20 protein-coding genes are annotated in these 22,794 nt (G+C 69.9%); 3 read left to right on the top strand and 17 right to left on the bottom strand.

The features are described from left to right. Positions 1-88: 88 nt before the first annotated feature. The 14 genes from QHF83_RS31400 to QHF83_RS31465 all read right to left on the bottom strand — a co-directional run bounded on the left by QHF83_RS31400 (position 89) and on the right by QHF83_RS31465 (position 16,786). Positions 89-1,015 (bottom strand): FtsQ-type POTRA domain-containing protein, encoded by a 927-nt coding sequence (locus QHF83_RS31400; RefSeq protein ID WP_282421675.1) that lies wholly within the window; start codon positions 1,013-1,015, stop codon positions 89-91. Next, positions 1,012-2,433, bottom strand: coding sequence for a UDP-N-acetylmuramate--L-alanine ligase (murC, locus tag QHF83_RS31405; protein WP_348980486.1), 1,422 nt, complete (start codon positions 2,431-2,433; stop codon positions 1,012-1,014). The genes QHF83_RS31400 and murC overlap by 4 nt, the downstream gene beginning before the upstream one ends. After that, positions 2,433-3,557 carry an undecaprenyldiphospho-muramoylpentapeptide beta-N-acetylglucosaminyltransferase gene (murG, locus tag QHF83_RS31410; protein WP_282421677.1) on the bottom strand — a complete coding sequence of 375 codons (1,125 nt, stop codon included), beginning with the start codon at positions 3,555-3,557 and terminating at the stop codon, positions 2,433-2,435. The genes murC and murG overlap by 1 nt, the downstream gene beginning before the upstream one ends. Continuing rightward, positions 3,554-4,942, bottom strand: coding sequence for a putative lipid II flippase FtsW (gene ftsW / locus QHF83_RS31415; RefSeq protein WP_282421678.1), 1,389 nt, complete (start codon positions 4,940-4,942; stop codon positions 3,554-3,556). The genes murG and ftsW overlap by 4 nt, the downstream gene beginning before the upstream one ends. Continuing rightward, positions 4,939-6,300: a UDP-N-acetylmuramoyl-L-alanine--D-glutamate ligase gene (gene murD / locus QHF83_RS31420; RefSeq protein WP_282421679.1), complete on the bottom strand. Its 1,362-nt coding sequence runs from the start codon at positions 6,298-6,300 to the stop codon at positions 4,939-4,941. Before murD ends, ftsW begins: the two co-directional genes overlap by 4 nt. Before the next feature lie 5 nt (positions 6,301-6,305). Further along, complete coding sequence (mraY, locus tag QHF83_RS31425) at positions 6,306-7,436, bottom strand: phospho-N-acetylmuramoyl-pentapeptide-transferase (protein ID WP_282421680.1); 1,131 nt, start codon at positions 7,434-7,436, stop codon at positions 6,306-6,308. Then, positions 7,433-8,893, bottom strand: a complete 1,461-nt coding sequence (gene murF, locus QHF83_RS31430) for a UDP-N-acetylmuramoyl-tripeptide--D-alanyl-D-alanine ligase (RefSeq protein ID WP_282421681.1) — start codon at positions 8,891-8,893, stop codon at positions 7,433-7,435. Before murF ends, mraY begins: the two co-directional genes overlap by 4 nt. 1 nt (position 8,894) lies before the next feature. Next, positions 8,895-10,511 carry a UDP-N-acetylmuramoyl-L-alanyl-D-glutamate--2,6-diaminopimelate ligase gene (locus tag QHF83_RS31435; RefSeq protein WP_282421682.1) on the bottom strand — a complete coding sequence of 539 codons (1,617 nt, stop codon included), beginning with the start codon at positions 10,509-10,511 and terminating at the stop codon, positions 8,895-8,897. Beyond that, positions 10,508-12,598, bottom strand: a complete 2,091-nt coding sequence (locus tag QHF83_RS31440; protein WP_282421683.1) for a penicillin-binding protein — start codon at positions 12,596-12,598, stop codon at positions 10,508-10,510. The genes QHF83_RS31435 and QHF83_RS31440 overlap by 4 nt, the downstream gene beginning before the upstream one ends. Beyond that, positions 12,595-12,990, bottom strand: coding sequence for a cell division protein FtsL (locus QHF83_RS31445; RefSeq protein ID WP_282421684.1), 396 nt, complete (start codon positions 12,988-12,990; stop codon positions 12,595-12,597). The genes QHF83_RS31440 and QHF83_RS31445 overlap by 4 nt, the downstream gene beginning before the upstream one ends. Continuing rightward, positions 12,987-13,943: a 16S rRNA (cytosine(1402)-N(4))-methyltransferase RsmH gene (rsmH, locus tag QHF83_RS31450; RefSeq protein WP_282421685.1), complete on the bottom strand. Its 957-nt coding sequence runs from the start codon at positions 13,941-13,943 to the stop codon at positions 12,987-12,989. The genes QHF83_RS31445 and rsmH overlap by 4 nt, the downstream gene beginning before the upstream one ends. Further along, positions 13,940-14,443 (bottom strand): division/cell wall cluster transcriptional repressor MraZ, encoded by a 504-nt coding sequence (gene mraZ, locus QHF83_RS31455; protein ID WP_282421686.1) that lies wholly within the window; start codon positions 14,441-14,443, stop codon positions 13,940-13,942. The genes rsmH and mraZ overlap by 4 nt, the downstream gene beginning before the upstream one ends. 560 nt (positions 14,444-15,003) lie before the next feature. Continuing rightward, positions 15,004-15,402 carry a cobalamin B12-binding domain-containing protein gene (locus QHF83_RS31460; RefSeq protein WP_282421687.1) on the bottom strand — a complete coding sequence of 133 codons (399 nt, stop codon included), beginning with the start codon at positions 15,400-15,402 and terminating at the stop codon, positions 15,004-15,006. Positions 15,403-15,457: 55 nt separating this feature from the next. Continuing rightward, positions 15,458-16,786 carry an AgmX/PglI C-terminal domain-containing protein gene (locus tag QHF83_RS31465; protein WP_282421688.1) on the bottom strand — a complete coding sequence of 443 codons (1,329 nt, stop codon included), beginning with the start codon at positions 16,784-16,786 and terminating at the stop codon, positions 15,458-15,460. A 220-nt stretch (positions 16,787-17,006) separates the two neighbouring features. Between QHF83_RS31465 and QHF83_RS31470 the strand changes: the two genes are divergently transcribed. Together QHF83_RS31470 and QHF83_RS31475 are read left to right on the top strand one after the other, a co-directional pair. After that, positions 17,007-17,426 carry an STAS/SEC14 domain-containing protein gene (locus QHF83_RS31470; protein WP_282421689.1) on the top strand — a complete coding sequence of 140 codons (420 nt, stop codon included), beginning with the start codon at positions 17,007-17,009 and terminating at the stop codon, positions 17,424-17,426. A 10-nt stretch (positions 17,427-17,436) separates the two neighbouring features. Next, positions 17,437-17,856 (top strand): STAS/SEC14 domain-containing protein, encoded by a 420-nt coding sequence (locus tag QHF83_RS31475; protein WP_282421690.1) that lies wholly within the window; start codon positions 17,437-17,439, stop codon positions 17,854-17,856. On the opposite strand, the gene QHF83_RS31480 is transcribed toward QHF83_RS31475, so the two are convergent. After that, positions 17,853-19,523, bottom strand: a complete 1,671-nt coding sequence (locus QHF83_RS31480) for a response regulator (protein WP_282421691.1) — start codon at positions 19,521-19,523, stop codon at positions 17,853-17,855. The genes QHF83_RS31475 and QHF83_RS31480 overlap by 4 nt on opposite strands. A gap of 41 nt (positions 19,524-19,564) precedes the next feature. Between QHF83_RS31480 and gspC the strand changes: the two genes are divergently transcribed. Next, positions 19,565-20,551 carry a type II secretion system protein GspC gene (gene gspC / locus QHF83_RS31485; protein ID WP_282421692.1) on the top strand — a complete coding sequence of 329 codons (987 nt, stop codon included), beginning with the start codon at positions 19,565-19,567 and terminating at the stop codon, positions 20,549-20,551. Here the strand turns inward: gspC and tgt are convergent. Together tgt and queA are read right to left on the bottom strand one after the other, a co-directional pair. After that, entirely contained in the window at positions 20,544-21,701 is a 1,158-nt protein-coding gene (tgt, locus tag QHF83_RS31490) for a tRNA guanosine(34) transglycosylase Tgt (RefSeq protein ID WP_282421693.1), read from the bottom strand. The two genes, gspC and tgt, sit on opposite strands and share 8 nt — an antisense overlap. Then, positions 21,698-22,789, bottom strand: a complete 1,092-nt coding sequence (gene queA, locus QHF83_RS31495; protein ID WP_282421694.1) for a tRNA preQ1(34) S-adenosylmethionine ribosyltransferase-isomerase QueA — start codon at positions 22,787-22,789, stop codon at positions 21,698-21,700. Before queA ends, tgt begins: the two co-directional genes overlap by 4 nt. Between the last annotated feature and the right edge of the window lie 5 nt (positions 22,790-22,794).

Here is a 22,794-nt window from a genome sequence, read left to right on the forward strand (position 1 = left end):
GCCGTGCGCCTCGCGAAGCAGGCCGACGCTGACATGGCGAGCGGTGGCTGGCCAAATTTCGCGAACGACAACGACGAGGCGCGCGCGTTCATCGCATCCTCACGACGACCCGCTCGGGGTGCGCTTCGTTGTCCAGGAAGATCACCGCGGGATTCGCCTTGCGCTTTCCGAGCTCCATCAAGACGCGCGCGGCCTGCTCGATCTTCTCGCGAAACCGCGTCTGGCCCAGGTAAAGCGAGATCGCGTCCTTGCCGATCGTCATCACGATCGTGCCGTCGCGCTCGAGGTGGACCTCCTGGATGGGGTATCGCTTGCTGATCCCGGCCCGGTCCATGTCCTCGACCACGTCGAGCGCGCGACGCAGCGCGGCGACCACGCCGGGCCGGTCCGCCACGACCTTTTCGGGCGTGATGCCGGTCACGACGGGCAGGTCGATCGGGTCGCCGTCGGAGACGCGCTTGAACGGGTCGCCGTCGCGCGTGACGAGGTAGAGCTCGCCGCCGATCGTGGCCACGGCCCAGGCCTCGCGCTCGACGACCGTGATGCGCACGGTCGAGGGGAGCGTGCGCGTCACCTGGGCCTTTTCGATCCAGGGCTCGGTGGTGATGGTGGCGCTCGCCGTCTCGAGGTCGAGTTCGAAGATGTTGCGGCCCACGGTGACGCCGCCCGTGCCGGCGACCTGCTCGGCCGGCAAGCGGCGGTTTCCATCGACGAGCACCGTGCGGATCGCGAAGCGCGGGCTCGTCGTGATGTACCGGCGCGCGCCCCAGGCGACCGCGACCGAGGCCGAGAGGACCACCATCACGCCGAGCAGGAGCGACAGCGCGCGCGGGAGCTTCGGCCGCGGGAGCGTGAGGCGCGGCTTCGCCTTGGGCTTCGGCGGGCGGATCGTGCTCGTCGTGGCCCCGGGCGGCGGCGGCGAGTCGTGCTCGGGTTCGGGATCCTTTGGAGCAGCAACGACCGGCGGCGTCGAGGGCTTCTTCAGCCGGCGGTTCGGGGGCAGCGTGTCGCTCATGGACCACCCTCCCGGCTCGCCGGCGGAGGCTCGGTGACGCCCTCGAGCCGCGCGCGCAGGCCCTTCAGCATGTTGTTGATGTCGCCCGCGCCGAGGGCGATCACGACGTCGCCGGGGCGCACGACCTTCGCGAGGACCTCGGGCAAATCGGCCTTGTTCGGCACGTACGTGGCGTCGTGGTGGCCGTGCTCGCGGATCGACTGCACGAGCCGCTCGGCGCTCACGCCGGGCAGCGGCGCCTCGCCCGCGGCGTAGATGTCCGTGACGAAGAGGACGTCCGCGAGATTGAACGCGCGCGTAAAGTCTTCGAAGAGATCCTTCGTGCGCGTGTAGCGGTGCGGCTGGAAGGCCACGACGATGCGGTGCGCGTCGTCGGGGTAGGCGCGGCGCGCGGCCTCGATCGTCGCGCGGATCTCGGCCGGGTGATGGCCGTAGTCGTCGACGAGGGTGACGCCCTGATGCACGCCGACGACCGTGAAGCGACGCGCGACGCCGCCGAACGTGGCGAGGGCTTGCTTCGTGACGTCGAGCGGCACCTCGAGCTCGTCGGCGACGGCGATCGTCGCGAGGCAGTTCAGCACGTTGTGCGCGCCGGGCATCTTCACGGTGAAGCCGCCGAGGGGCTGGCCGCGACGATACGCGTTGAAGCTCGTCTCGAGGCCGCGGAACTGGATGCCACGCGCGCAGTAGTCCGCGTGCGGCGACACGCCGTAGGTGACGTGGCGGCGCGGGATGCGCGGCAGGATGTCCTGCACGTGGGGATGATCGAGGCAGAGCACCGCGAGGCCGTAGAACGGCACGCGCGCGGCGAACTCGATGAAGGCGTCCTTGATCTTCTCGTGCGTGCCGTAGTGATCGAGGTGCTCGGGGTCGATGTTCGTGACCACCGCGATCGTGGGCGTCAGCCGCAGGAACGAGCCGTCGCTCTCGTCGGCCTCGGCGACGAGCAGATCGCCGGCGCCGAGGCGCGCGTTCGAGCCGAGCGCGGCCATCTTGCCGCCGACGACGACCGTGGGATCGAGGCCCGCGTGGCGCAGCACCGTGGCGACGAGCGAGGTCGTCGTGGTTTTTCCGTGCGAACCCGCGATGGCCACGCCGTACTTCACGCGCATCAGCTCGGCGAGCATCTCGGCGCGACCGATGACGGGGATGCCGAGGGCGCGGGCCTCGACGAGCTCGGGGTTCTCCGGGCGGATCGCGCTCGAATACACGACGACGTCGACGCCGCGGACGTTCTCGGCGCGGTGGCCGATGTCGATGCGAACGCCGAGCGAGGCGAGTCGCTGCGTGGTACCGCCGCTCTTCACGTCGGAGCCGGAGACGTCGAACTCGAGCGAGCGGAGGATCTCCGCGAGGCCGCTCATGCCGACGCCGCCGATGCCCACGAAGTGGATGTGCCGGACGCGCCCGCGGAACATCATGCCGTCCTTCCCCGGGCTTTCTCCCGGTGTTTCGATTCCCGCAAACGCGCGAGCTCGAGCAAGTCCGCCGCCACGGCCTTCGCCGCGTCGGGCGCCCCGATCTCGGTCGCGGCGCGCGCCATGGAAGCGCGTCGCTCGGGTGAGCCCGCGAGCTTCCGGATCTCGTCCGCGACCCGATCGGCCGTGGCCTCGGCCTGCGGCAGCGCCACGGCCGCGCCGCGCTTCTCCAGCGAGCGCGCGTTCTTGAGCTGATGATCGTCGGCCGCGAACGGATACGGGACGAGGATCGCGGGGCGTCCGACGGCGCAGAGCTCGGCGAGCGTGGAGGCGCCGGCGCGGGCGATCACGAGGTCGGCCGAGGCGAGCGCGCGCGCCATGTCGTCGATGAACGGGACGACCTCGGCGGCCCCGGACAAACCGAGCGACTCGTAGAGCGCGCGCGCTTCGACCTCTCGCTCGCGGCCCGTCTGATGGGTGACGCGCAAGCCTGGGACCTGGCTTCCGATCTGGGAAATCGCGCGCGGCACGGTCTCGTTCAGGGCTTTCGCACCCTGGCTGCCACCGAGGACGAGGATCGAGAGTTTGTCCTTCTGGACCTCGTACGGCGCGGGGGCGAAGGCCTTGCGGAGCGGCACGCCGAGGCGGCGCACGATGCTCGGGCGGAAGAAGCGATCGACCTCGGGGAACGTGGTGTACGCGCGCACGGCGAACGGCGCGAGCAGGCGGTTCGACAGGCCCATCACGCTGTTCGGTTCGAGCACGGTCACGGCGACGCCGAGCGTGCGCGCAGCGAAGCAGACCGGGCCGCCCGCGTAACCGCCGACGGAGAGGACGGCCGAAGGCCCGAGGCGGCGGACGAGATCCCGCGCCGCAGGGATCGAGGCCGCGGCGTGCTGCGCGCCCTTGAGGAACCCGGACAAACCACCGCCGCGAAGGGGCAGGATGTCGAGCAGCTCGAGCTCGCCGCCCTGCTCGGGCACGACGCGCGCTTCGAGGCCGCGAGCCGTGCCGACGTAGACGACACGCGCGGAAGGGTCGGCGGCGCGAACGGCTTCGCCCACCGCGAGCATCGGGAAGACGTGGCCGCCGGTGCCGCCGCCTGCGAGGAGAAGGGTCGTCACGCGCTCGCTCCCTCCGCGGCCGCGGCGCCTTCCCGGGCCTCTGTGGCGATGAGGACCGACGCGCTCGGCGCGCCCTCACTCGTGCGCACGGGCGCGGGTTTGTCTTGCGGAACTTCGTTCGTCCGCGGACGGCTGATGCTGAGCAGGATGCCCGCGCCGGCGGCGTTCACGAGCAGCGACGAGCCGCCGTAGCTCATGAACGGCAGCGTGAGGCCCTTCGTCGGCAGGATGGCCATGGCGACGGCGAGGTTCACGAGCGCTTGCACGCCGAAGAGCGTGGCGATGCCGAAGGCCATGAAGCTGCCGTAGTCGTCGTGCGCCTCGAGGGCGATCTTCACGCCGCGCGAGACGATGACGAGGTAAGCGCTGACGAGGCCGAGGATGCCGAGGAAACCGAGCTCCTCGCCGATGATCGCGCTGATGAAGTCCGTGTGCGCCTCGGGCAGGTAGAGCACCTGCAGGCCCTTGCCGAGCCCGAGGCCGGTCCACCCGCCCGAGCCGAAGCTCATGACGGACTGGAACGGCTGATAGGCGAGGTCCTGGCGGTGGTTGTCCATGTCGATGAACGCCAGGTAGCGCCGGTAGCGGTAGTCGCTGAAGGCCACGAGCGCGGCGGCGCCCATGCCGAGCAGAGCCGTGAACGCCGCGATGTACGGCAGGCGCGCGCCCGCGACGAAGAGCAGCGTGAACGTGAGGAACAGGAGCACGACGGCGCTGCCGAAGTCGGGCTGCTTCAAGAGCAGCATGATGAGGAAGCCGACGACGATGAGGTGCGGCAAGAAGCCGATCGAGAAGCTCTTGATCTTGTCGGCCTTCTTCGACAGCGAGTACGCGAGCCAGAGGACGATGCCGAGCTTGGCCGTCTCCGCTGGCTGGATGTGCACGGGGCCGATCGCGATCCAGCGGTAGGCGTTGCCCGCCTTGTGACCGAGGCCGAGGATCGTCAGGCCCAGCATGAGCGTGACCGCGACGAGGATCGGGTACGTGAAAGGCTTGAGCTTGCGGTAGTCGAAGCGGCTCACGAGCCACATCGTCGAGAGCGCGACGAGCGCGTAGACACCCTGGCGCTTCAGGAAGAACTGCGCGTCGTGGTACTTCACGGTCGCTTCGATCGCGCTCGCGCTGTAGACCATGACCACGCCGAAGCCCACGAGCGCGATCACCACGGCCGCGAGCACCGAGTCGACGGGGCCGGCCTTGCTCGAACGGAGGAGCGCGGTGACGCCGCTCCCTGCGCTCTCCTTGCGCGGCGCGCGGGGTTCGTTCTTCGGCGGCGCGGGCGGCGGATCACTCGGCGGAAGGAGGCGGTTCCTCGGCGGAGGCGCGCTCGAATGGCGGCGCTCGCCGACGACGTTGTTGCCCGAGAGGACGGCGCTGCTGCTCACGACCGAACCTCCAGCATGGACTGGACCGTCTGGGCAAATTGGTCGCCGCGATCCTTGTAGTCGCGGAACATGTCGAAGCTCGCACAGGCCGGGCTGAGCAGGACGGCGTCGCCGGGTTCGGCCAAACGGCGCGCGGCCTGCACGGCCTCGGCCATGGATCCGGCGCGCTCGATGGGAAGCACGCCCTTGGCGGCCGCGGCGATGCGATCGGCCGCCTCGCCGATGAGCACGAGAGCGCGGCCCTTGTCGCGGAGCGCGTCGACGAGCGGCTCGTACGCGCCGAGTTTGTCCTTGCCGCCCGCGATGAGGACGGCCTTGTCCTCGGCGAGGCCACGCAGCGCGGCGACCGAAGCGCCGACGTTCGTGCCCTTCGAGTCGTCGTAGTAACGAACGCCGTCGATCTCGCCGACGAGCACGGTGCGATGGCCGAGGCCGCGGAAGTTGCGGACGGCGCGCGCGAGCCACGAGTCGGCGCTGTCGCCTCCCGGCACGTCGAACGCGGCCACGACGCCGAGCGCCGCGCAGGCGTTCTCGACGTTGTGTTTGCCTGCGATCTGGAGCGCGCCCCGCGGGAAGCTGTGCCACGCGTCGCGATGCACGATGTTGCCGCCCACAGGACGAACCGTGGCGGCCTCCTCGGTCGCGCTGAACGTGACCACACGCGCGCCGCCACGCGCGGCTTGCTTCGCGCAGAGCGGATCCCCGTACGGGATCACGGCCGTGTCCTCGGCCGTCATCCGCACGAACGGGTTTCCCTTCGCGTCCGCGTACGCCTGGAAGTTCGGGTAGCGATCGAGGTGATCGTCCGTGATGTTGAGCAGCGCGTGCGCGCGCGCATGCAACGTGGGCACGCGCTCGGCCTGGAAGCTCGAAATTTCGAGGACGATCGCGTCGAACGACTGCCCCACGACCTCGGCGAGCGGCGTGCCGAAGTTGCCGCCGATGAACGTCTTCTTCCCGGCCGATTCGAGCATCGCGTGCACGAGCGCCGTCGTCGTGCTCTTGCCGTTCGTCCCACCGATCAGCGCGATCGGCGTCCCCACGAAGAACCGCGCCGCGAGCTCGAGCTCGCCGATGACCTCGCCGCCCGCCCTCTCGAACGCTTCGAGCGCGGGAAACGAGGGCACGCCGGGCGAGATCACGACGAGGTCGATCCCGTCGAAGAGCGAGGCCGGATGCCCGCCCGCGACGAGCGTCGCGCCCGCGGCTTCGAGCGCGAGCGCCTCCTTGGACAAACGCTCGCGCGGGGTCGCGTCGGTCGCCGTGACACGCGCGCCCTTGTCGAGGCAGAGCCGCGCCGCGGCGACGCCGCTCCGGCCGAGCCCGATGGTGAGAACCCTTTGACCTCCAAGATCCATGGGCCTCACCGGAGCTTCATGGACGCCAGCGAGACCAGCGCCAGGAGGATGGAGATGATCCAGAAGCGAACGATGATCTTGGGCTCCGCCCACCCCTTCTTCTCGTAGTGGTGGTGGATCGGCGCCATCAAGAACACGCGCTTGCCCGTGAGCTTGAACGACGTCACCTGCGCGATGACGCTGACCGTCTCGACGAAGAAGACGCCGCCGAGCAGGACGCTCAAGAGCTCGTTCTTCGTGAAGATCGCCAGCATGCCGAGGCCCCCGCCGAGGGCCAGCGATCCCACGTCGCCCATGAAGACCTGGGCTGGGTAGGTGTTGTACCAGAGGAACCCGATCCCAGCGCCGATGACCGAGCCGCAGTACACGCTGAGCTCGCCGGCGGAGGCGATCTTCGGGATGTCGAGGTAGTTCGCGAGCGAGAAGTTCGCGATGGTCGCGCCCGCGACGTACGACCAGATGAGGTACGTGCCCGCGTTGATCATCACGGGGCCGATCGCGAGGCCGTCGAGGCCGTCGGTGAGGTTCACGGCGTTCGACCAGGCCACGACGATGAAGACCGCGAACGGGACGTAGAACCAGACCGGCAGATCGATCGAGTGCTTCGAGAAGGCCGCGAACGGGAGCGCGAGCCGCGTCTTGATCTCGGCCCAGTCGGCCGGAAGCTTTGACGTAAAAAGAAACGTGTAGGAGATGGCGGCGCCGCCGATGAGCACCTGGCCGATCAGCTTGTACCGCCCGGGCAAACCACCCGTGTTCTTGCGCTTGATCTTGAGGTAGTCGTCGAGGTAGCCGATGACGCCGTAGCCCGCCGTCACCGCGGTCGTCGCGAGGACGAAGGGGTTGCGCAGGTCGGCCCAGAGCGCGGTCGGCAGGAGCAGCGAGAGCAGGATCAGCGCGCCGCCCATGGTCGGCGTGCCCGCCTTGACCTTGTGCGTCTCGGGGCCCTCCTTGCGGACGACCTGCCCGATCTGCTTGCGCCGGAGCTCGCGGATGAACCACGGCGCCAGCACGAACGTGAGGATCATGGCGGTGATCGTCGCCATGATGGTCCGGAACGGGATGTACCGGAGGACGTTCAGCCAGGAGAGCGAGCTGTAATGAAACTTGAGCGGGTAGAAGAGCTCGTAGATCACGACGGCACCTCCGCGAGGGCACGCACGATTCGCTCGGTCCCAACGCCGCGCGAACCCTTCACGAGGACCAGATCCCCAGGCTGAACGGCGAGCGCGACGGCCGGGGCCGCGTCAGCGCTCGTGTCGAAGAACTTCGCAGGAATGCCTGCTTCCGCAGCGCGATCGGCGATCCGACGCGCATCACCGCTCACCGCAACCACGAGCGCCGCGCCGCTCGCCGCCGCGACGCGGCCGACGTCGTCGTGCCCGCGCGGCGACTCGTGGCCGAGCTCGTACATCGCGCCGAGCACGAGCACGAGCCTGCGGCCCGCGTCACGCGCGAGCTCGGCCGCCGTGCGGATCGACGCGGAGGACGAAGCAGGATTCGCGTTGTAGCTGTCGTCGATCACGATGACGTCGCGGGCGAGCAGGCGCGGGACGAGGCGACCGCCGCCGCCGCCCACGTCCGCGAGGGAGAACGCTTCCTCGGCGATCGGCGACGTCACGCGCTCCCCCGTGAGGGTCTCCGCAGCCGCCACGGCCGCGGCGCACGCATAGGCGCCGGCCTCGCCGATGAGCGGGGTGCGGAACCAGAACGACGAGCCGTCCGGGCGCGCGAGCGTGACGCGCGACGAGGAAAAACCGTCCGGGCGACGCTCGACGATCCGCAGATCGTGCCCGTCCGCCGTGCCGTAACGGACACGGCGCGCCGCGGGCGAACCTGCCATCTCCGCCACGACACGCGCGTCGTCGCCGTTGCCGATCGCGACGCCGCCCTCCGAGAGCGCGCGAAACAGCGCGCCCTTCTCGTGCGCGACGCCCTCGATCGAGCCGCACCCCTCGACGTGCGCCGCCGCGACGAGCGTGACGATCGCGATGTCCGGCTGGGCCATCGCCGCGAGGGACGCGATTTCGCCGGGCTTGTTCATGCCCATCTCGACGACCGCGTACTTGTGCTGCCTGTCGAGCCCGAACAGCACCATCGGCACGCCGACCTGGTTGTTCAAGTTGCCCCGCGTCGCGTGCACGGCCTCCGGGAAGAGGCGTTCGAGGAGGGCAGCCGTGGCCGAGCGCGTGGTGGTTTTGCCGGCCGAACCCGTGATCGCGACGATCTTGCGGTCGCCTTTTCCGCGCGCGCGCCACGCGTCGACGTGGGCCCGCGCGAGCGCGCCGAGCGCGTCGATCGTCGAGCGAACCCGAAACATGGTCAGGCCCGGGACGTCATCGACGGGTCGCTCCACGAGCGCCGCGCGCGCGCCCTTCTCCGCGGCCTGCGCGAGGTAGTCGTGCCCGTCGAAGCTGTCGCCCGCGAGGGCCACGAAGAGCCCGCCGGGCTCGATCGTGCGCGTGTCGGTCGAGACGCCTTGCACCGAGCCGAGCAAGAAGAGGCTGCGGCCGTAGAGGACGTCGCCCTGGACGATCTGGATCAGATCGAGGGCCTGGAAGTAGGCCTGGTTCGTGGGGATCGGCGTGCCCATCTCAGGCCTCTCCCCGCGCGGCGCGACGCAGACCGAGCGCGCGCTCTGCCTCGACCCGATCGTCGAACGGCAGCGTGACCGCGCCGATGATCTGGTAGGGCTCGTGGCCCTTGCCCGCGACGAGGACGACGTCGCCCGGCGCGGCTTCGAGCACCGCGCGCTCGATGGCCTTCGCGCGATCGAGCTCGACGTGCACGGTCGCTTTCCCGCCCGCGAGTCCCGGCAAGATCGCCTCCGCGATGGCGCGCGGATCCTCGCTGCGCGGGTTGTCGTTCGTGACGATCGCCACGTCCGCGCCACGCGCCACGGCCTCACCCATGAGCGGGCGCTTCTTCGGATCTCGATCGCCGCCGCAGCCGAAGACGCAGTGCACGCGGCCCTGACCGAACGCACGCACGCTCTGCAAAACCCGATCGAGCGCGTCCGGCGTGTGCGCGTAGTCGACGAGCACGATGACGTCGTCCCGCGTCGGATCGTCGCAACGTTCGAGCCGCCCCGGCACGCGGATCGTCCCCGAGAGGACACGCGCCGCAGCGTGGAGGTCGATCTCCAGGAGCCAGCAGATCGCCACGGTCGCGAGCAGGTTCTGCACGTTGTGCGCGCCTACGAGCGGCGACCGGATCGAGAGCTGCCCCGCGGGCGTCCGCGCCACGAGCCAGATGCCCGACGACGTGTGCTCCACCGAGACCGGCGCGACGTCGGCCTCGTCCGGCGAGATGCCGATCCGCGTGGAGAACCGCGCGATCGTCGACGACGACGGTCCCGCCAAACCACGCGGCGCGAGCCTCTTCACGAGCTCGGCGCCGAAGGGGTCATCGATGTTGATCGCCGCCGAGCCGGGGCCGAGGTCGACGAAGAGGCGCGCCTTCGCCTCGGCGTAGGCCTCCATCGTGCCGTGGTAGTCGAGGTGATCCTGCGTGAGGTTGAGGAACGCCGCGACGCGGAAGCGCACGGCCTCGACGCGGCGCGCCGCGAGCGCGATGCTCGACACTTCCATCACGAGGTGCGAAGCGCCGCGCAGGTGCATCGCCGCGGCGATCCGCGCGAGCTCGTCGGCCTCGGGGCTCGTGTGCGTCGACGGCAGGTCGAGATCACCGAACCGATACCCGAGCGTGCCCACGATCCCCGGTCGTTGCCCCGCGGCCGCGAGGCACGCCTGCACGAGGTGCGTCGTCGTCGTCTTGCCGTTCGTCCCGGTGACGCCCACGACCTCGAGCGCGAACGTCGGATGCCCGTACACGGCCGCCGACGCGTACGCGAGCGCGCTCGGCACGTCCGCGACCTCGATCCGCGGCAGGCCGTTCGTCTCGACACTCACCCCCGGCGCCGCGAGCACCGCGCTCGCGCCGCGCCCGATCGCGTCCGCCACGAAGCGCTCGCCGCTCGTGCGCGCGCCCGGCCGCGCGACGAAGAGATCGCCCGGGGCGACACGCCGCGAGTCGTGATGCACGCCCGTGATGAAGACGCTCGGATCCCCGGAGGCGAGCTTCGCGCCTGGGATCTCGTTCACGAGATCGCCGAGCTTGCGGCCGAGCTTCGCCTGCTTGCACGACGGCGGCGCGCCTTCGCTCGTCTCCCGCGGGTGGAGGAGCTCTTCGTTCGTCCTTTCGTTCGTCATGACGAGGGCTCGAAGAAAAGCTTCACCGCCGAACCTTTGGGCAGCACCGTCCCCGCCGGCGGCTCGACCTTCGACAGACGACCCGTGCCGAACGCCGTGGGCGTCAGGCCCGCCGCGGTCGCCGCGCGGATCGCCTCGCGCACGGGTTGTCCGGTCAGATCCGGGACGCGCGTCTCGCCGCTCTTCATCGGCGCCGACGGCGTCACGACGCCCGGCGTGATCGGAGCCACGGCCGCGCGCGCCTCCGTGAGGACCTGGTACGTACTCGTCGCCGGATCCCCGACCTTCGCTCGATCCGAAACCTCGCTGAGCTTCATGGGCACACTGCCGCGAGGTGTGACACCGAGGTAACGCAGCGCCATCTCGCCGATGCGACGGAACACCGGCGCCGCGACCGAACCACCGCCGTAGGTGCCGCCGAGCGGCTCGTCGAGCACCACCGAGATGACGAGACGCGGCTTGTCCGCCGGGACGAACCCGACGAACGAGGCGACATAGTGCGTGTCCGTATATCTCCCCGTCGCCGGGTCGATCTTCTGCGCCGTCCCGGTCTTCCCGGCGACACGAAAGCCTGGAATCGCGGCCTCGACGCCCGTGCCTTCGCCCTCGGTCACGGCGACGAGCATCTCCGACATCATCTTCGCGACCGTCGCCGACACGGCCTCGCGCCGCACGCGCGGCTGCGTCTCCGAGAGCATCGTGCCCCCGCCGTCCGTCACGCGCTTGATCAGCACGGGCTCGAGCAACTTGCCGCCGTTCGCGATCGCGGCCATCGCCATCGTGATCTGCAGCGTCGTCACGCTGATGCCCTGACCGAACGACGCCGCCGCCGTCTCGACGGAGACCCACGGCCTGCCGCGCGGGCGCAAGACGCCCATGCTCTCGCCGGGGAACGGGATGCCCGTCGTGTCGCCGAAGCCGAACCGACGGAAGCCCTCGTAGAGCCGCTGCTCGCCGAGCCCGAGCGCGATCTTCGACGTCCCGATGTTCGAGGACAAACTGAGGATCTGCGTGACCGTGAGAAACTTGGCCGGGTGCGTGTCGTGGATGACGACGTTGTCGATCGCCATGTTCCCCTCCTCGCAGTAGATCGAGGCGGTGGGGTTCACGCTGCGCGCGGCGAGCGCGGTGCCGATCGAGAAGACCTTGATCGTCGAGCCGGGCTCGAAGCGATCGACGACGCAGCGGTTGCGACGCGCGTCGGGGTCGGCGGCGCTGTAGTCGTTGGGGTTGTAGCCAGGCGCGCTCGCCATCGCGAGGATCTCGCCTGTCTGCGGATCCGCCACGACGACCGCGCCGCCCGTGGCCTCGTAGGTCTTCATCGCGGCGTCGAGCTCGCGCTCGGCCGTGAACTGAATCCCCTTGTCGATCGTGAGGTAGACGTTGTGGCCCGCGAGCGCGGCCTCGTCCTCGATCCCCTCGGAGAAGATCAGGCGGCCCGAGCGATCACGCAGGCCGCGCACCTCGGAGCTCTTGCCGCGTAGCTCGTGATCGAGCGCGAGCTCCAGGCCCTCGCGCCCCTCGCCGTCCGGCGAGACGAACCCGATGAGCGGACCGCCGAGCTCGCGGTTCGGGTAAAACCGGTGGCCCTCGCCCTCGATCTGGAGGCCACGCAGCGGGTAGCGCTGGTTCTTCTCGCCGAGCGCGCGCACGGCCGCGACCTCGGCCTCCGAGACCCGGCGCTTCAGCCACACGAAGCGCCGGCGACGGCCGATCTTCTCGACGACCTCCTCCTGCGGGAGGTTCAAGGCCTGCGCGATGCGCTCGCCGTACTGCTGGATCCGCATCGGCAGATAGCGGTCCTCGATGCCGCGCAGGAGCTCGACCGCGTCGAGCGAGACGCTCGGCACCTCGACGCTCTCCGCGAGCGACGCGCCGTTGCGGTCGTAGATCGTGCCGCGCTTCGGCGTCACGTGCAGGCGCCGCTGACGCTGCCGCTCGGCGAGGTCGTACCAGTCCTGCCCGTCCTCGACCTGGATGCGGTGCGCGCCCGACACGATCACGCCGAGCCCGAGGCCCATCATCCCGCAGAGGATCCCCATGCGGATGCGGATCCAGCGCGCGCGCTTGGGATCGAGGTTTTTCACGGAGAACCTCCGGGCGCAGGGGCCTGAGGCGCGGCGGGATCCCCGGCGGGCGCAGCCGGATCGGGCGCCGCGCCTTCCTGCGCCTGCTCGTCCTGGATCTTCACGACCCAGCGCACCGGGACGACGCGCTCGGGCGGCGGCGGCGTCATGCCGAGCAACGTCCGCGCGACCATCTCGACACGCTGCGGGGTCTCGTAGCTCGCGGCCTCCAGCGAGAGCACGCGCTTCACTTCACGCAAACGCCCTTGCTCGGCGCGCGCGCGGCCGAGCTTGTAGCCGAGATCCACGATCCTCCCGCGCAGGCCCAGGTGCACGACGAACGCCGCCACGCTCGCGACGACCGCGAGCGACCAGAGGGCGAGGAACGGCCGCTGCTTCATGCGCTCGTTCATGCGAACACCTCCTCACCGGCGAGCGCGACGCGACGCGCCGCGCGGAGCTTCGCGCTCCTCGCGCGCGGATTCCCCGCGACCTCCTCGTCCGACGCGACGAGCGGCTTCTTCCAGAGCTGCTCCCACACGCTCGCCTCGCGCAGCGCGTGCTTGACGATCCGGTCCTCCAGCGAGTGGAACGAGATGATCGCCACGATGCCGCCGATCTTCAGAACACGCGTCGCCGCGCGGATCAGCGCTTCCAGCTCGTCGAGCTCGCCGTTCACCGCGACGCGCAACGCCTGAAACGTCCGCGTCGCCGGATCGACCCCGCCCACGCGCGACGGCCCCACGGCTCGCACCACGGCGCGGCGCAGATCCAGCGTCGTCTTCAGTTCTCCGTTCGCCAGCGCTTGCTTGATGCAGCGCGCCACCCGACGGGACCTTCGTTCCTCGCCGTAGTGGTAGATCACGTTGGCCAGCTCGTCGTCGTCGAGCCGCTCGATCAGCTCGAGCGCCGTCTCGCCCGTCGACGGATCCATCCGCATGTCGAGCGGCCCTTCGGCGCGGAAGCTCATCCCGCGCGTCGCGTCATCGATCTGCATCGACGACACGCCCACGTCGGCGATGAGCCCGTCCACCGGCCCCACGCCGAGCTTCTCGAGGTGCTCCTCCACGTCCGAGAACCGCCCGTGCACGAGCGTCACCCGGTCGCCGAACGGGGCGAGCCGCTCCTTGGCCAGTGCGAGCGCCGACTCGTCGCGATCGAGCCCGATCAGCCGGCAGCCTGGGGCTCGTTCGAGGATTGCCTCGGCGTGGCCGCCTGCGCCGAGGGTCGCGTCCACGTAGATGCGGCCTGCTTCCGGCGCCAGCGCATCGACCACCTCGCGCTGGAGGACGGTCACGTGGGGCGCCTTTTGCGGCTCGGGGGGTGGGGCCTTGTCTCGCATCGGCACGACGTTCACCACGTTCATAGGCGGAACTGCTCCGCGATCGCGGCCTTGAAGCTCGCGAGCTCGGCCTCGCTCATCGTCTGGGCGGCCTTCCACCGCTCCTTCGACCAGAGCTCGGCCGTCGCGCCCATCCCGGCCCAGAGGACATCCTTGTGCAGATCCGCGTGCTCGCGGAGCGACGGCGGCACGAGGATCCGACCTTGTTTGTCGAGCTCGCACTCGACTGCGGCCGACAGGTACTTCCGGCGGAAGGCGACGACGTTCGGCTCGAACTGGGGGAGCGCCGCGATCTTGGCTTCGAGCTCCTCCCAGGCGCGCAGCGGGTAGCAGTGCAGACAGGGGTCGAAGAGAGCCGGCGTGAGGATCAGCGCGATCTGCCCCTCGGGGGCCTGGGGTTTGGGGCGTAGGGCGCCGTCAGGCGACCCGGAGCCCCAAGCGGCATCGAGCACGTCGCGAAAGCGCGCGGGCAGGCTGGTGCGCCCTTTCGCGTCGATCGCGTGCTCGAAATGACCGCGAAACATGGTTCCCACCGAGTCGGCTCCGCTCGTGTCCGCTGGCCGGACGAGACGCCCGCGCCGGAGATGCCCTCCGGGTCATGGGCATCTTTGCCACTTTCTCCCACGGGGCACCGCCACGCTACGGAGAGGGCCCTTGGGTGTCAACAGTTTGCATTTTTTGTGGAGTTTGGCGGATCCCAAGGAAGGTGGGAGTCCTCCCCTCTCCTACCTTTCCAGACCAACCTCGGACGTGACGAACTGGCCCTCCGGAGGCGAGATCCAGGCTTCGGTGGGGAGAAGTGGTGGGATCTGGAGTGACCAACGGGTGGTCCTTCGACGATCCGGAACCGATGCTCCTCTGCACGAGTGCGCAGGTAGACCGATAACGATGGAAATGGCCAAAAAACCCGCACCGATTGGCAGGGCCGGGGCGCTTGGCTTTTGGTGAATGAGGAGGGGAAAAGTTCTGTGGCTTGCATCGACCGCATCGCGGTCGATGCACCTTCGGTCCAGGCCGTGCCTGGTCCGGGTCCAGGGGTGGATAACCCCTGGTGGGGCCCGGGGTGAAACCCCGGCGCTACGTTCTACTCGGCCACGTGCTCGTGGACCCAGTCGATGATGCTCTTCAGCGGGGTTCCGGGGGTGAAGACGCCCTTCACGCCTGCTTCTTTCAGCCGGACGATGTCGTCGTCTGGGATGATCCCGCCTCCGAACACCACGATGTCGTCTGCGCCGCGGGCTCGGAGGGCCTGGATCACGGCGGGGAACAGGGTGTTGTGGGCGCCGGACATGATCGACAGGCCCACGGCGTCCACGTCTTCCTGGACGGCGGCGCTGGCGATCATGTCGGGCGTCTGGTGCAGGCCTGTGTAGATGACCTCGAACCCCGCGTCTCGTAGCGCGCGCGCGACGACCTTGGCGCCGCGGTCGTGGCCATCGAGGCCGGGCTTGGCGACGAGGATGCGGATCTTTCGTTCGGTCATGGCGATTCGATACCGTCCTCTCCTCAGGAAATCAAAGCGGTTTTGTCGGTCGCGCTCATTGCGCTGCGAACACGAATGGGATGTTCACCGGGGTCGAGCCTCCGGAAGCCGGGAATTTCCAGCCCTTGATGCGGCTGGCGATGCAGCTCGACAAGCCCGGGTAATCCTTTTCCGCTCCGCTCGCGCTCACCGATTGCACCGCTCCTGAAGGCGCGATGACAATCGAGGCCGACACGCGCGCCGACGAGCCGCCCATCCCCTTCGTCGCGTCCAGGGCTGGCTGCCAGCAGCGGCGCTTCACGAGCGGACGGTTCGCCTCGACCACGGCGCTGATCTCGCCCGCGGACAGCTGCCCCGCGCCGGCCGTCTGCGGCCCGCCCGTGGTGCCGGCCGTCGGGCCGGCGACGTTCGGGCCTTGGAAGCCGGACATATCGATGGCGGCGGCCGGCGTGCCGCTCTTCGCGGCTTGCGGCCACGGTCCGCCGAGCGGCCGCGCCGAGGTGCCGGCTTTGGGGGCCTCGGTGGGGTCGCCTACGGGAGCGGTGGCCTCCGTCGTGGGCCCGGCCGAGGGCGGAGCTGCCGGGGCGGCGCTGGCGGAGGCCGTGACGTAGACGATCTGCGGCGCCGACGGGGCTGGGCGGAGCAGGAGGAAGGCCGCGACCCCGCCGAAGACGGCGCCTGCCGCGATGAGAGCGAGCGCGGCCGGGTGGAGGGAGCCTTTCTTGCGGCGACCGAGGAGGGCGTCCTCGTCGATGTCGTCTTCCGGGATCTCGGGGGCGACGGTGCCGAGCGACGTGGCCGGGGCGCGTGGGGGCTCGACTGGCTCCGGGGCGGGCGCGGGCGCCGGACGGACGAGGGTCGCGGCGGCGTCGCTCGTGGTCGCCGCGCCGGGGGAGACCTGGGGCGCCTCGGCGAAGGGGTCGCGCAGGGCGAAGGGGTCTTCGAGCACGTCGAGCGCGTCGGGCGCGGCCGCGAACGCGTTTTTTCTCGTGGGAAACGCTTCCGCGGACGCCGCGGACCCGATTTTTTGGTGGGAAACGTCTTCGCGCGCGGCGGGAGCCGTTTCCGCCGTGGGAAACGCGTCCGCAGGCGCCGCGAACGCGTTTTCTACCTGCTCGGGCGCCTTCGCGGCCGGCGCGAACGCGTTTTCCGTCGGAAAAACGGGTTCGGGCGCGCCGGGAGCCGTTTCCCCCTGAAAAATCGGGTTCGCGGGCGCCCCCAAGGCGTTTCCCACCGGCAAGGGCGCCTTCGCAGTCGCCGCGAACGCGTTTCCCACGCGCGGGGGCGCGATCGGGCGCGGCGCGGAAGGACCGACGGCCGAGGCGCCGATGCCGGTGGGCCGGGGCGGAAGGCCCGCCGGTGCGCGCGGCGGGACGAAGCTCACGTGTCCGCACGACGCACACGTCACGCGGCCTGTCGCGCCGGGGTCCAAGGGGGCTTTGCACTTCTGGCAGGAGAGGTTCATCGAGGACGCCGCGCGCGGAGGCTCGGAGTCTACTCGACTCGGTCGCGAGGCGAAACTTCCGGGCGCAGAGCCTTGGGTGCGCTACCCGCGTTGAAGCTTCACGGCGGGCCCTTTATCCCTGAGGGCGGAAGGATCTCGGATGGGAACGTCGAGCGACGGCTTCAGCTACGTGGGACCACACCCGATACGGTTCGAGCCCCCGGACATCGTCTTTTGCAGGCCCATCGGACGGATCTCGGCCGCCGACGTGCGCGGCGTGCTCGACTTCAACTCGACGATCGCCAAGCAGATCGGGCGCGGCACGTTCTATCTGGGGGATTCCTCGCGGCTCACGGGCTACTCGATCGGCTCGTCGCTCCAGCTCTTCCAGTCGAGCCCGATGGAGCACATCCGGGGCACGGCCATCTTCGGCGAGAACTTCCACCAGCGCATGCAGAACAGCGCGGTCCTGCGAGCCATCCGGCTGCTCGGGCACCCGATGAACCGCCTGCCGATCGAGACGTTCCCCGACGAAGCCTCCGCGCGCGCCTGGATCGACGAGCTTCGCCGCAAAGGATAGAGATCGAACGATGGACACCCCTAGCGACGGTTGGGAGTACCTGGGTCCCCATCCCATCCGGTTCGAACCGCCGGACATCGTGATCTGCCGGCCCACCGGCCCCGTCACCGTCGAGGATATGCGCGCGGGGATGGCGTATCTCGAGAAGACCTCGAAGCAGATCGGGCACGGCGTGTACTACCTGGCGGACCTCTCGAAGCTCACGCGGTACGCGCCCGAGATGGTGGTGCAGAGCTTCAAGGAGTTCCCGGTGAGCGCCCTGCGCGGCTCGGTGATGTTCGGCGCGGACCTCTACCATCGCGCGGTCGTCGACATGGTCCTGCGCGCCATACGGCTGCTCAAGCTCGAGATAGGCCGCATCCCGCTCGCGTCGTTCCCCGACGAAGCCGCGGCGCGCGCCTGGGTCGAGGAGCTGCGCCGCAAGGGCTAGAGCAGGCCGACGAGGATTTCCTTGATGGACTGGCGCGTCGGTTCGTCCGGCGCGACCCGCAGCGCGCGCTCCCAGATCTCGACCGCTTTGTTCCGGAAGCCAGCCTTCTGGTAGAGGACCGCAAGGTTCTTCAGGGCCGGGAAGTGGCGGTCGTTGATGCGCAGCGCCGTCTCGAGCTCGCTGATCGCGTCGTAGATCTGGCCACGCTTGCCGAGCAAGAGGCCGAGGTGGAAGTGCAGGCGGTACGCGAGCGGGTCGATCTTCGTGCCCTCGCGGAGATAGCCGATCGCCTCGTCGAAGTTGCCGGCCTGGTACGCCGCGATCCCCGCCGCGAGCTTCTTCTCCGCCTCCGCCGAGATCCGCTCCGGATCCGCCGGCACCGCCTTGCCCTGCGCCTGCTCGATCGCCCGCTCGAGCGCCTCGATGACGTCCGTCACGCGGAACGGTTTTTCGACGTACGCGTCGACCTTGTAGCTGGCCTTGAGGTCCTCCGCGAACCGCCAGCCCCGATACACCGCCGAGACGATCACGATCGGGATGTGCCCGTAGCGCTCGGAGCCCTTGAGCTGGCGCGCGATGTCGAAGCCGTGGAGCTCGCCCGGGAGCATGGCGTCGAGGACGATCGCGTCGGGCACGTCCTCCTTGAGGATGCGCAGCGCCGCCTCGCCGCGATCGGCTTCGAGGACGCGGTAGCCGCGCTGCTCGAGGACGAGGCGGAGGATGTTGCGGATCTCGACCTCGTCGTCGACGACGAGCACGGTGCGCTCGCCCGGCTGGCGCGGCGGGCGGAGCGCGCCCGGGCCCGCGATGACCGAGAGATCCCGCGGGGCCTTGCCGAAGTCGGCGTCGGAGACGTCGGCGTCCGCGGCCGCGCGTTGCATGGCGTCGTCGACGATCGCGCCGATCTGGTTGCGGGTCGTGACGCGCTTCGGCGGCGGGATCGCGGCCTGCGAGGCGTCGGCCGGCGAGGGCGCGACGACGCTGCCCTCGAAGGGCGTCTCGGTCGCGCCGCCTTGCGTGCGCGTGGGCAGCGGGACGCCGGCCTTGCGGCGGACCTCGGGCGGGCAGTTCGGCCCGACGTAGTGCGACTCGCCCCGCTCCTTCATCTCGTACGCGATCGGAATGATCTTGCGGAGCTGGGCTTCGAGCGCGACGTACGGGAAGACGCGTTTGCCGGTGGTGAACTCGATCTCGTCGATGACCTTGCGGTTCGTCGGAGCCGCCATCGCGAGGTGGAGCTTGTCGTCCCGCACGAGCACCGGGAGCAGCTTGTGCTGGAGCGCGATCTGACGCGGCACGATGGCGAGGTCGGTGAGCTTCAAGCAGATCTGCTTGAGGTCGACGCCCGGCACGCCGTTCTGCTCGCTGAGCGCCTTCAAGCCGGCGAGCTCGCTGATGGTGCCGGCCTCGGTCAACCGCGACGCGAGGGGGACGGCCGAGCCCTTGCCCGTTTCGAGCGCGCGTTCGAGCTGCTCTTCGGAGAGCGCGCGTTGCTGGACCAAGATCTTGCCGATCGGCTTTTTCGTAGGAATTTCCACGCTGTCCCGCGCCTCTGTCTCCACCGTATCCGAGGGGGAAATTCCGGGCAAGATGCGCACGGGCGCGCCGAGGCCGAGCAGGAGGGTGCCGCGCCGAGCCCCACGATGTCCGCGTTTCCAGGCCCTCATGCCCAAAAAGCGCTGGTACGGCGCTCGCTCGGATACGAGGGGTGCGACTCGACGCGTGGCTCAAGCGGTATTTTCCGGTTGTCGTGGGCCTGCTCCTCCTCGCATCGGCCTATTTCCAGGCGAAGGGGCTCGGCTACCTCGTAGGCGCGGCGATGCTCGACGACGCGCCGGTGACGAAGCGGCCAGGGCCGAAGATCGCCGCGCACCATGAGGAAGAGGCCGCCCGACCGAGCGGGAACGTGATCCTCGAGCGCAATCCGTTCGATTCGATGACGGGCCCGCTCGTGCCGCAAGAGCCGCTCGGGCCTCCGCCGACGCATCCGCTCGACGATCCGCCGTGCGAGGTCGGCATGGTGACGCTGATCGTGTGGTCGGAGGAGGACCCCGCGTGGTCGTTCGCGGCGATCGCAGGGCCGGAAGGCGTGCATCTGCACCGACAGGGCGATCAGCTCGGCAGCTTCCAGGTGGCGCACATCGGGCCGGATCGGATCTGGCTGACGCGCGAAGGGCGGTTCTGCCAGATCGAGGTGCACGACACGGAGCGGCGCAAGGCGATGCAGGGGATGCAGCCGCCGATGAACGATCCGCCGAGGATGACGCCGCCGATGAACGGGAACGGGCCGCAAACAGCGCCGTCCGCGACGCCGGGGAAGAGGCCGAAAGGGCAGCTACCGCCACACATCGCGGAGCGGATCCGGCAAACGGGGCCGAACCAGTACGACATCGACCGGACGGTGGTGGACGAGATCCTGACGAACCAGGCGGAGTACCTGCAGAAGGTGCGCGTGGTGCCGGCGCGGCAGGGGGATCAGACGACGGGGATGAAGATCATGGGCGTGCGCAAAGGCACGGCGCTCGACGCGATCGGGCTGAAGCACGGCGATCAGCTGCAGCGCATCAACGGGTTCGAGATGACGAACCCGCAGAGCGCGCTCGAGGCCTACGCGCGGCTGATGTCGGCGAACCAGATCCGCGTGGACGTGGTCCGAAACGGTCAGCCGACGACGCTGGAGCTGAACATCAAGTAGCGGCGCGCGCGGCCGTGTCCTCGGCCGCGCCCGCTTCCAGCCCCGCGAGCCACTCCTTCGCGAACGCGTCGTACCGGCCCGCGAGGATCGCCTCGCGCGCCTCGCGCACGAGCGTGCCGTAGAGGTGCAGGTTGTGCGCAGTGATGAGCCGCAAGACGAGGATCTCGCCCGCGAGGAAGAGGTGCCGGAGGTAGGCGCGCGAGTAGCCCGCGGCGCAGGTCGGGCAGGCGCAGGTAGGATCGAGCGGCGATGGGTCGGTGCGGTAACGGGCCTGCTTGATGACGACCTTTCCAGTGCGCGTGAGGGCCTGGCCGTTGCGCGCGTTGCGGGTCGGCAAGACGCAGTCGAACATGTCGACGCCCGCGCCGATGGCCCGTACGAGATCGTAAGGGGTGCCGACGCCCATGAGGTAATGCGGTCGCTCGGGATCGAGCGTGGGCCCAACCTCCATGAGGACCTCGTGCATGCGGGCGATCGGCTCGCCAACGGAAAAACCGCCGAGCGCGAGGCCGTCGAAGGGCATGGCCGCGAGCTCCTCGGCGTGCGCGCGCCGGAGGGCCGGATCGGTGCCGCCCTGCACGATGCCGAAGACGGCTTGATCCGGCCGCTTGGCCGCGAGGCAACGCTTGGCCCAGCGCGTGGTGCGCGCGCACGCGGCCTCGAACTCGGCGCGCGAGGCGTCGCTGGGCGGGCAGATGTCGAGCTGCATGGCGATGTCAGCGCCGATCTTGCCCTGCACCTGCATCGCCACCTCGGGCGTGAGGACCTTCTTCGAGCCGTCGAGGTGCGAGCGGAAGACGAACCCGTCCTCGCTCGTCTGCCGTCGCTCGGCGAGGGAGAAGGCCTGAAAGCCGCCCGAGTCCGTGAGCATGGCGTGCGGCCACTTCGTGAAGCCGTGCAGGCCCCCGAGCTCGGCGACGATGTCGGGGCCGGGCCGGAGCCAGAGGTGGTAGGTGTTGCCGAGGACGATGCGCGCGCCCGTGGCCGCGACCTCCTCCGGGCTCATGGTCTTCACGCTGCCCTGCGTGCCGACGGGCATGAACGTCGGCGTGGGGACGTCGCCGTGCGGCGTCGTCAGGATGCCCGCGCGCGCCGCGCCGCTCGTGGCGAGGGTGCGGAAGGCATATCCGGGCGTGCTCGGGCCGCTCATCGTCGTCTCCTCAGAAGCATCGCGTCGCCGTACGAGTAAAACCGGTACCTCTCCTCGATCGCGACGCGGTAACTCTCGAGGATACGCGGCAGGCCCGCGAAGGCAGAGACGAGCGCGAGGAGCGTCGACTCCGGCAGGTGAAAATTCGTCAGCAGCCGATCGACCACGCGAAAGCGATAGCCCGGCTGGATCAAGAGGCGCGTCTCGCCTTCCCGCGCGACGACGTGGCCCTCGCGCTCGGGGTCCGCGGCGCTCTCCAGGGCGCGCACACTGGTCGTCCCGATCGCCACGATCTCCCGTCCTTTCAGGCGCGCGCGCGCCACGGCGTCGGCCGTCTCGGGCGGCACGCGGTAGGCCTCGGCGTGCATCGGGTGATCATCGAGATCCGACACTGTCACCGGCTGGAACGTGCCAAGACCGACGTGGAGCGTCACACGCGCGAGCTCCATCCCACGCGCGGAAAGGCGCTCGATCAGAGGCTCGGTCAGGTGCAGGCCCGCGGTCGGCGCGGCGACGGCGCCGGGCTCGCGGGCGTAGACGGTCTGGTAGCGCGCGCGGTCCGCGGCGTCGTCGTCGCGACGGATGTAGGGCGGGAGCGGGACGTGGCCTGCGGCCTCGACGGCATCAGGGACGGAGCGGCCCTCGGGCGAGAAAAGGACGACGTCGAAGAGGCCTTCGGGGTCCTTGCCTTCGATACGCGCGACGAGCGAGGCGGGGCCGTCGATCGTGATCTCGGTGCCTTCGCGGAGGGGTTTGGAGGAGCGACCGAGGGCGCGCCATCGCTCAGCAGGAAGGCGCTCGCCGCTGCGATCGACGTGCGTCTCGGCGACCTTGCGAACGAGGAAGATCTCGACCTTGCCGCCGCTCGTGGCCTTGCGGCCGAGGAGGCGCGCGGGCAGGACGCGGGTGTCGTTGACGACGACGAGCGCGCCTTCGGGCAAGCGGTCGGGTAGGTCGCGGATGAGGGCGTGTTCGAGGTGGCCGGGCTCGTCGTCGACGACGAGCAGGCGCGCGCTTTCACGATCCGGGGACGGATGCGCGGCGATGAGCTCGGGCGGGAGTTCGTACGTGAGGAGGTCGCGGCGCACGCGCG

This window comes from Polyangium sp. 15x6, assembly GCF_029960785.1.
Classification (GTDB): Bacteria; Myxococcota_A; Polyangia; order Polyangiales; family Polyangiaceae; genus Polyangium.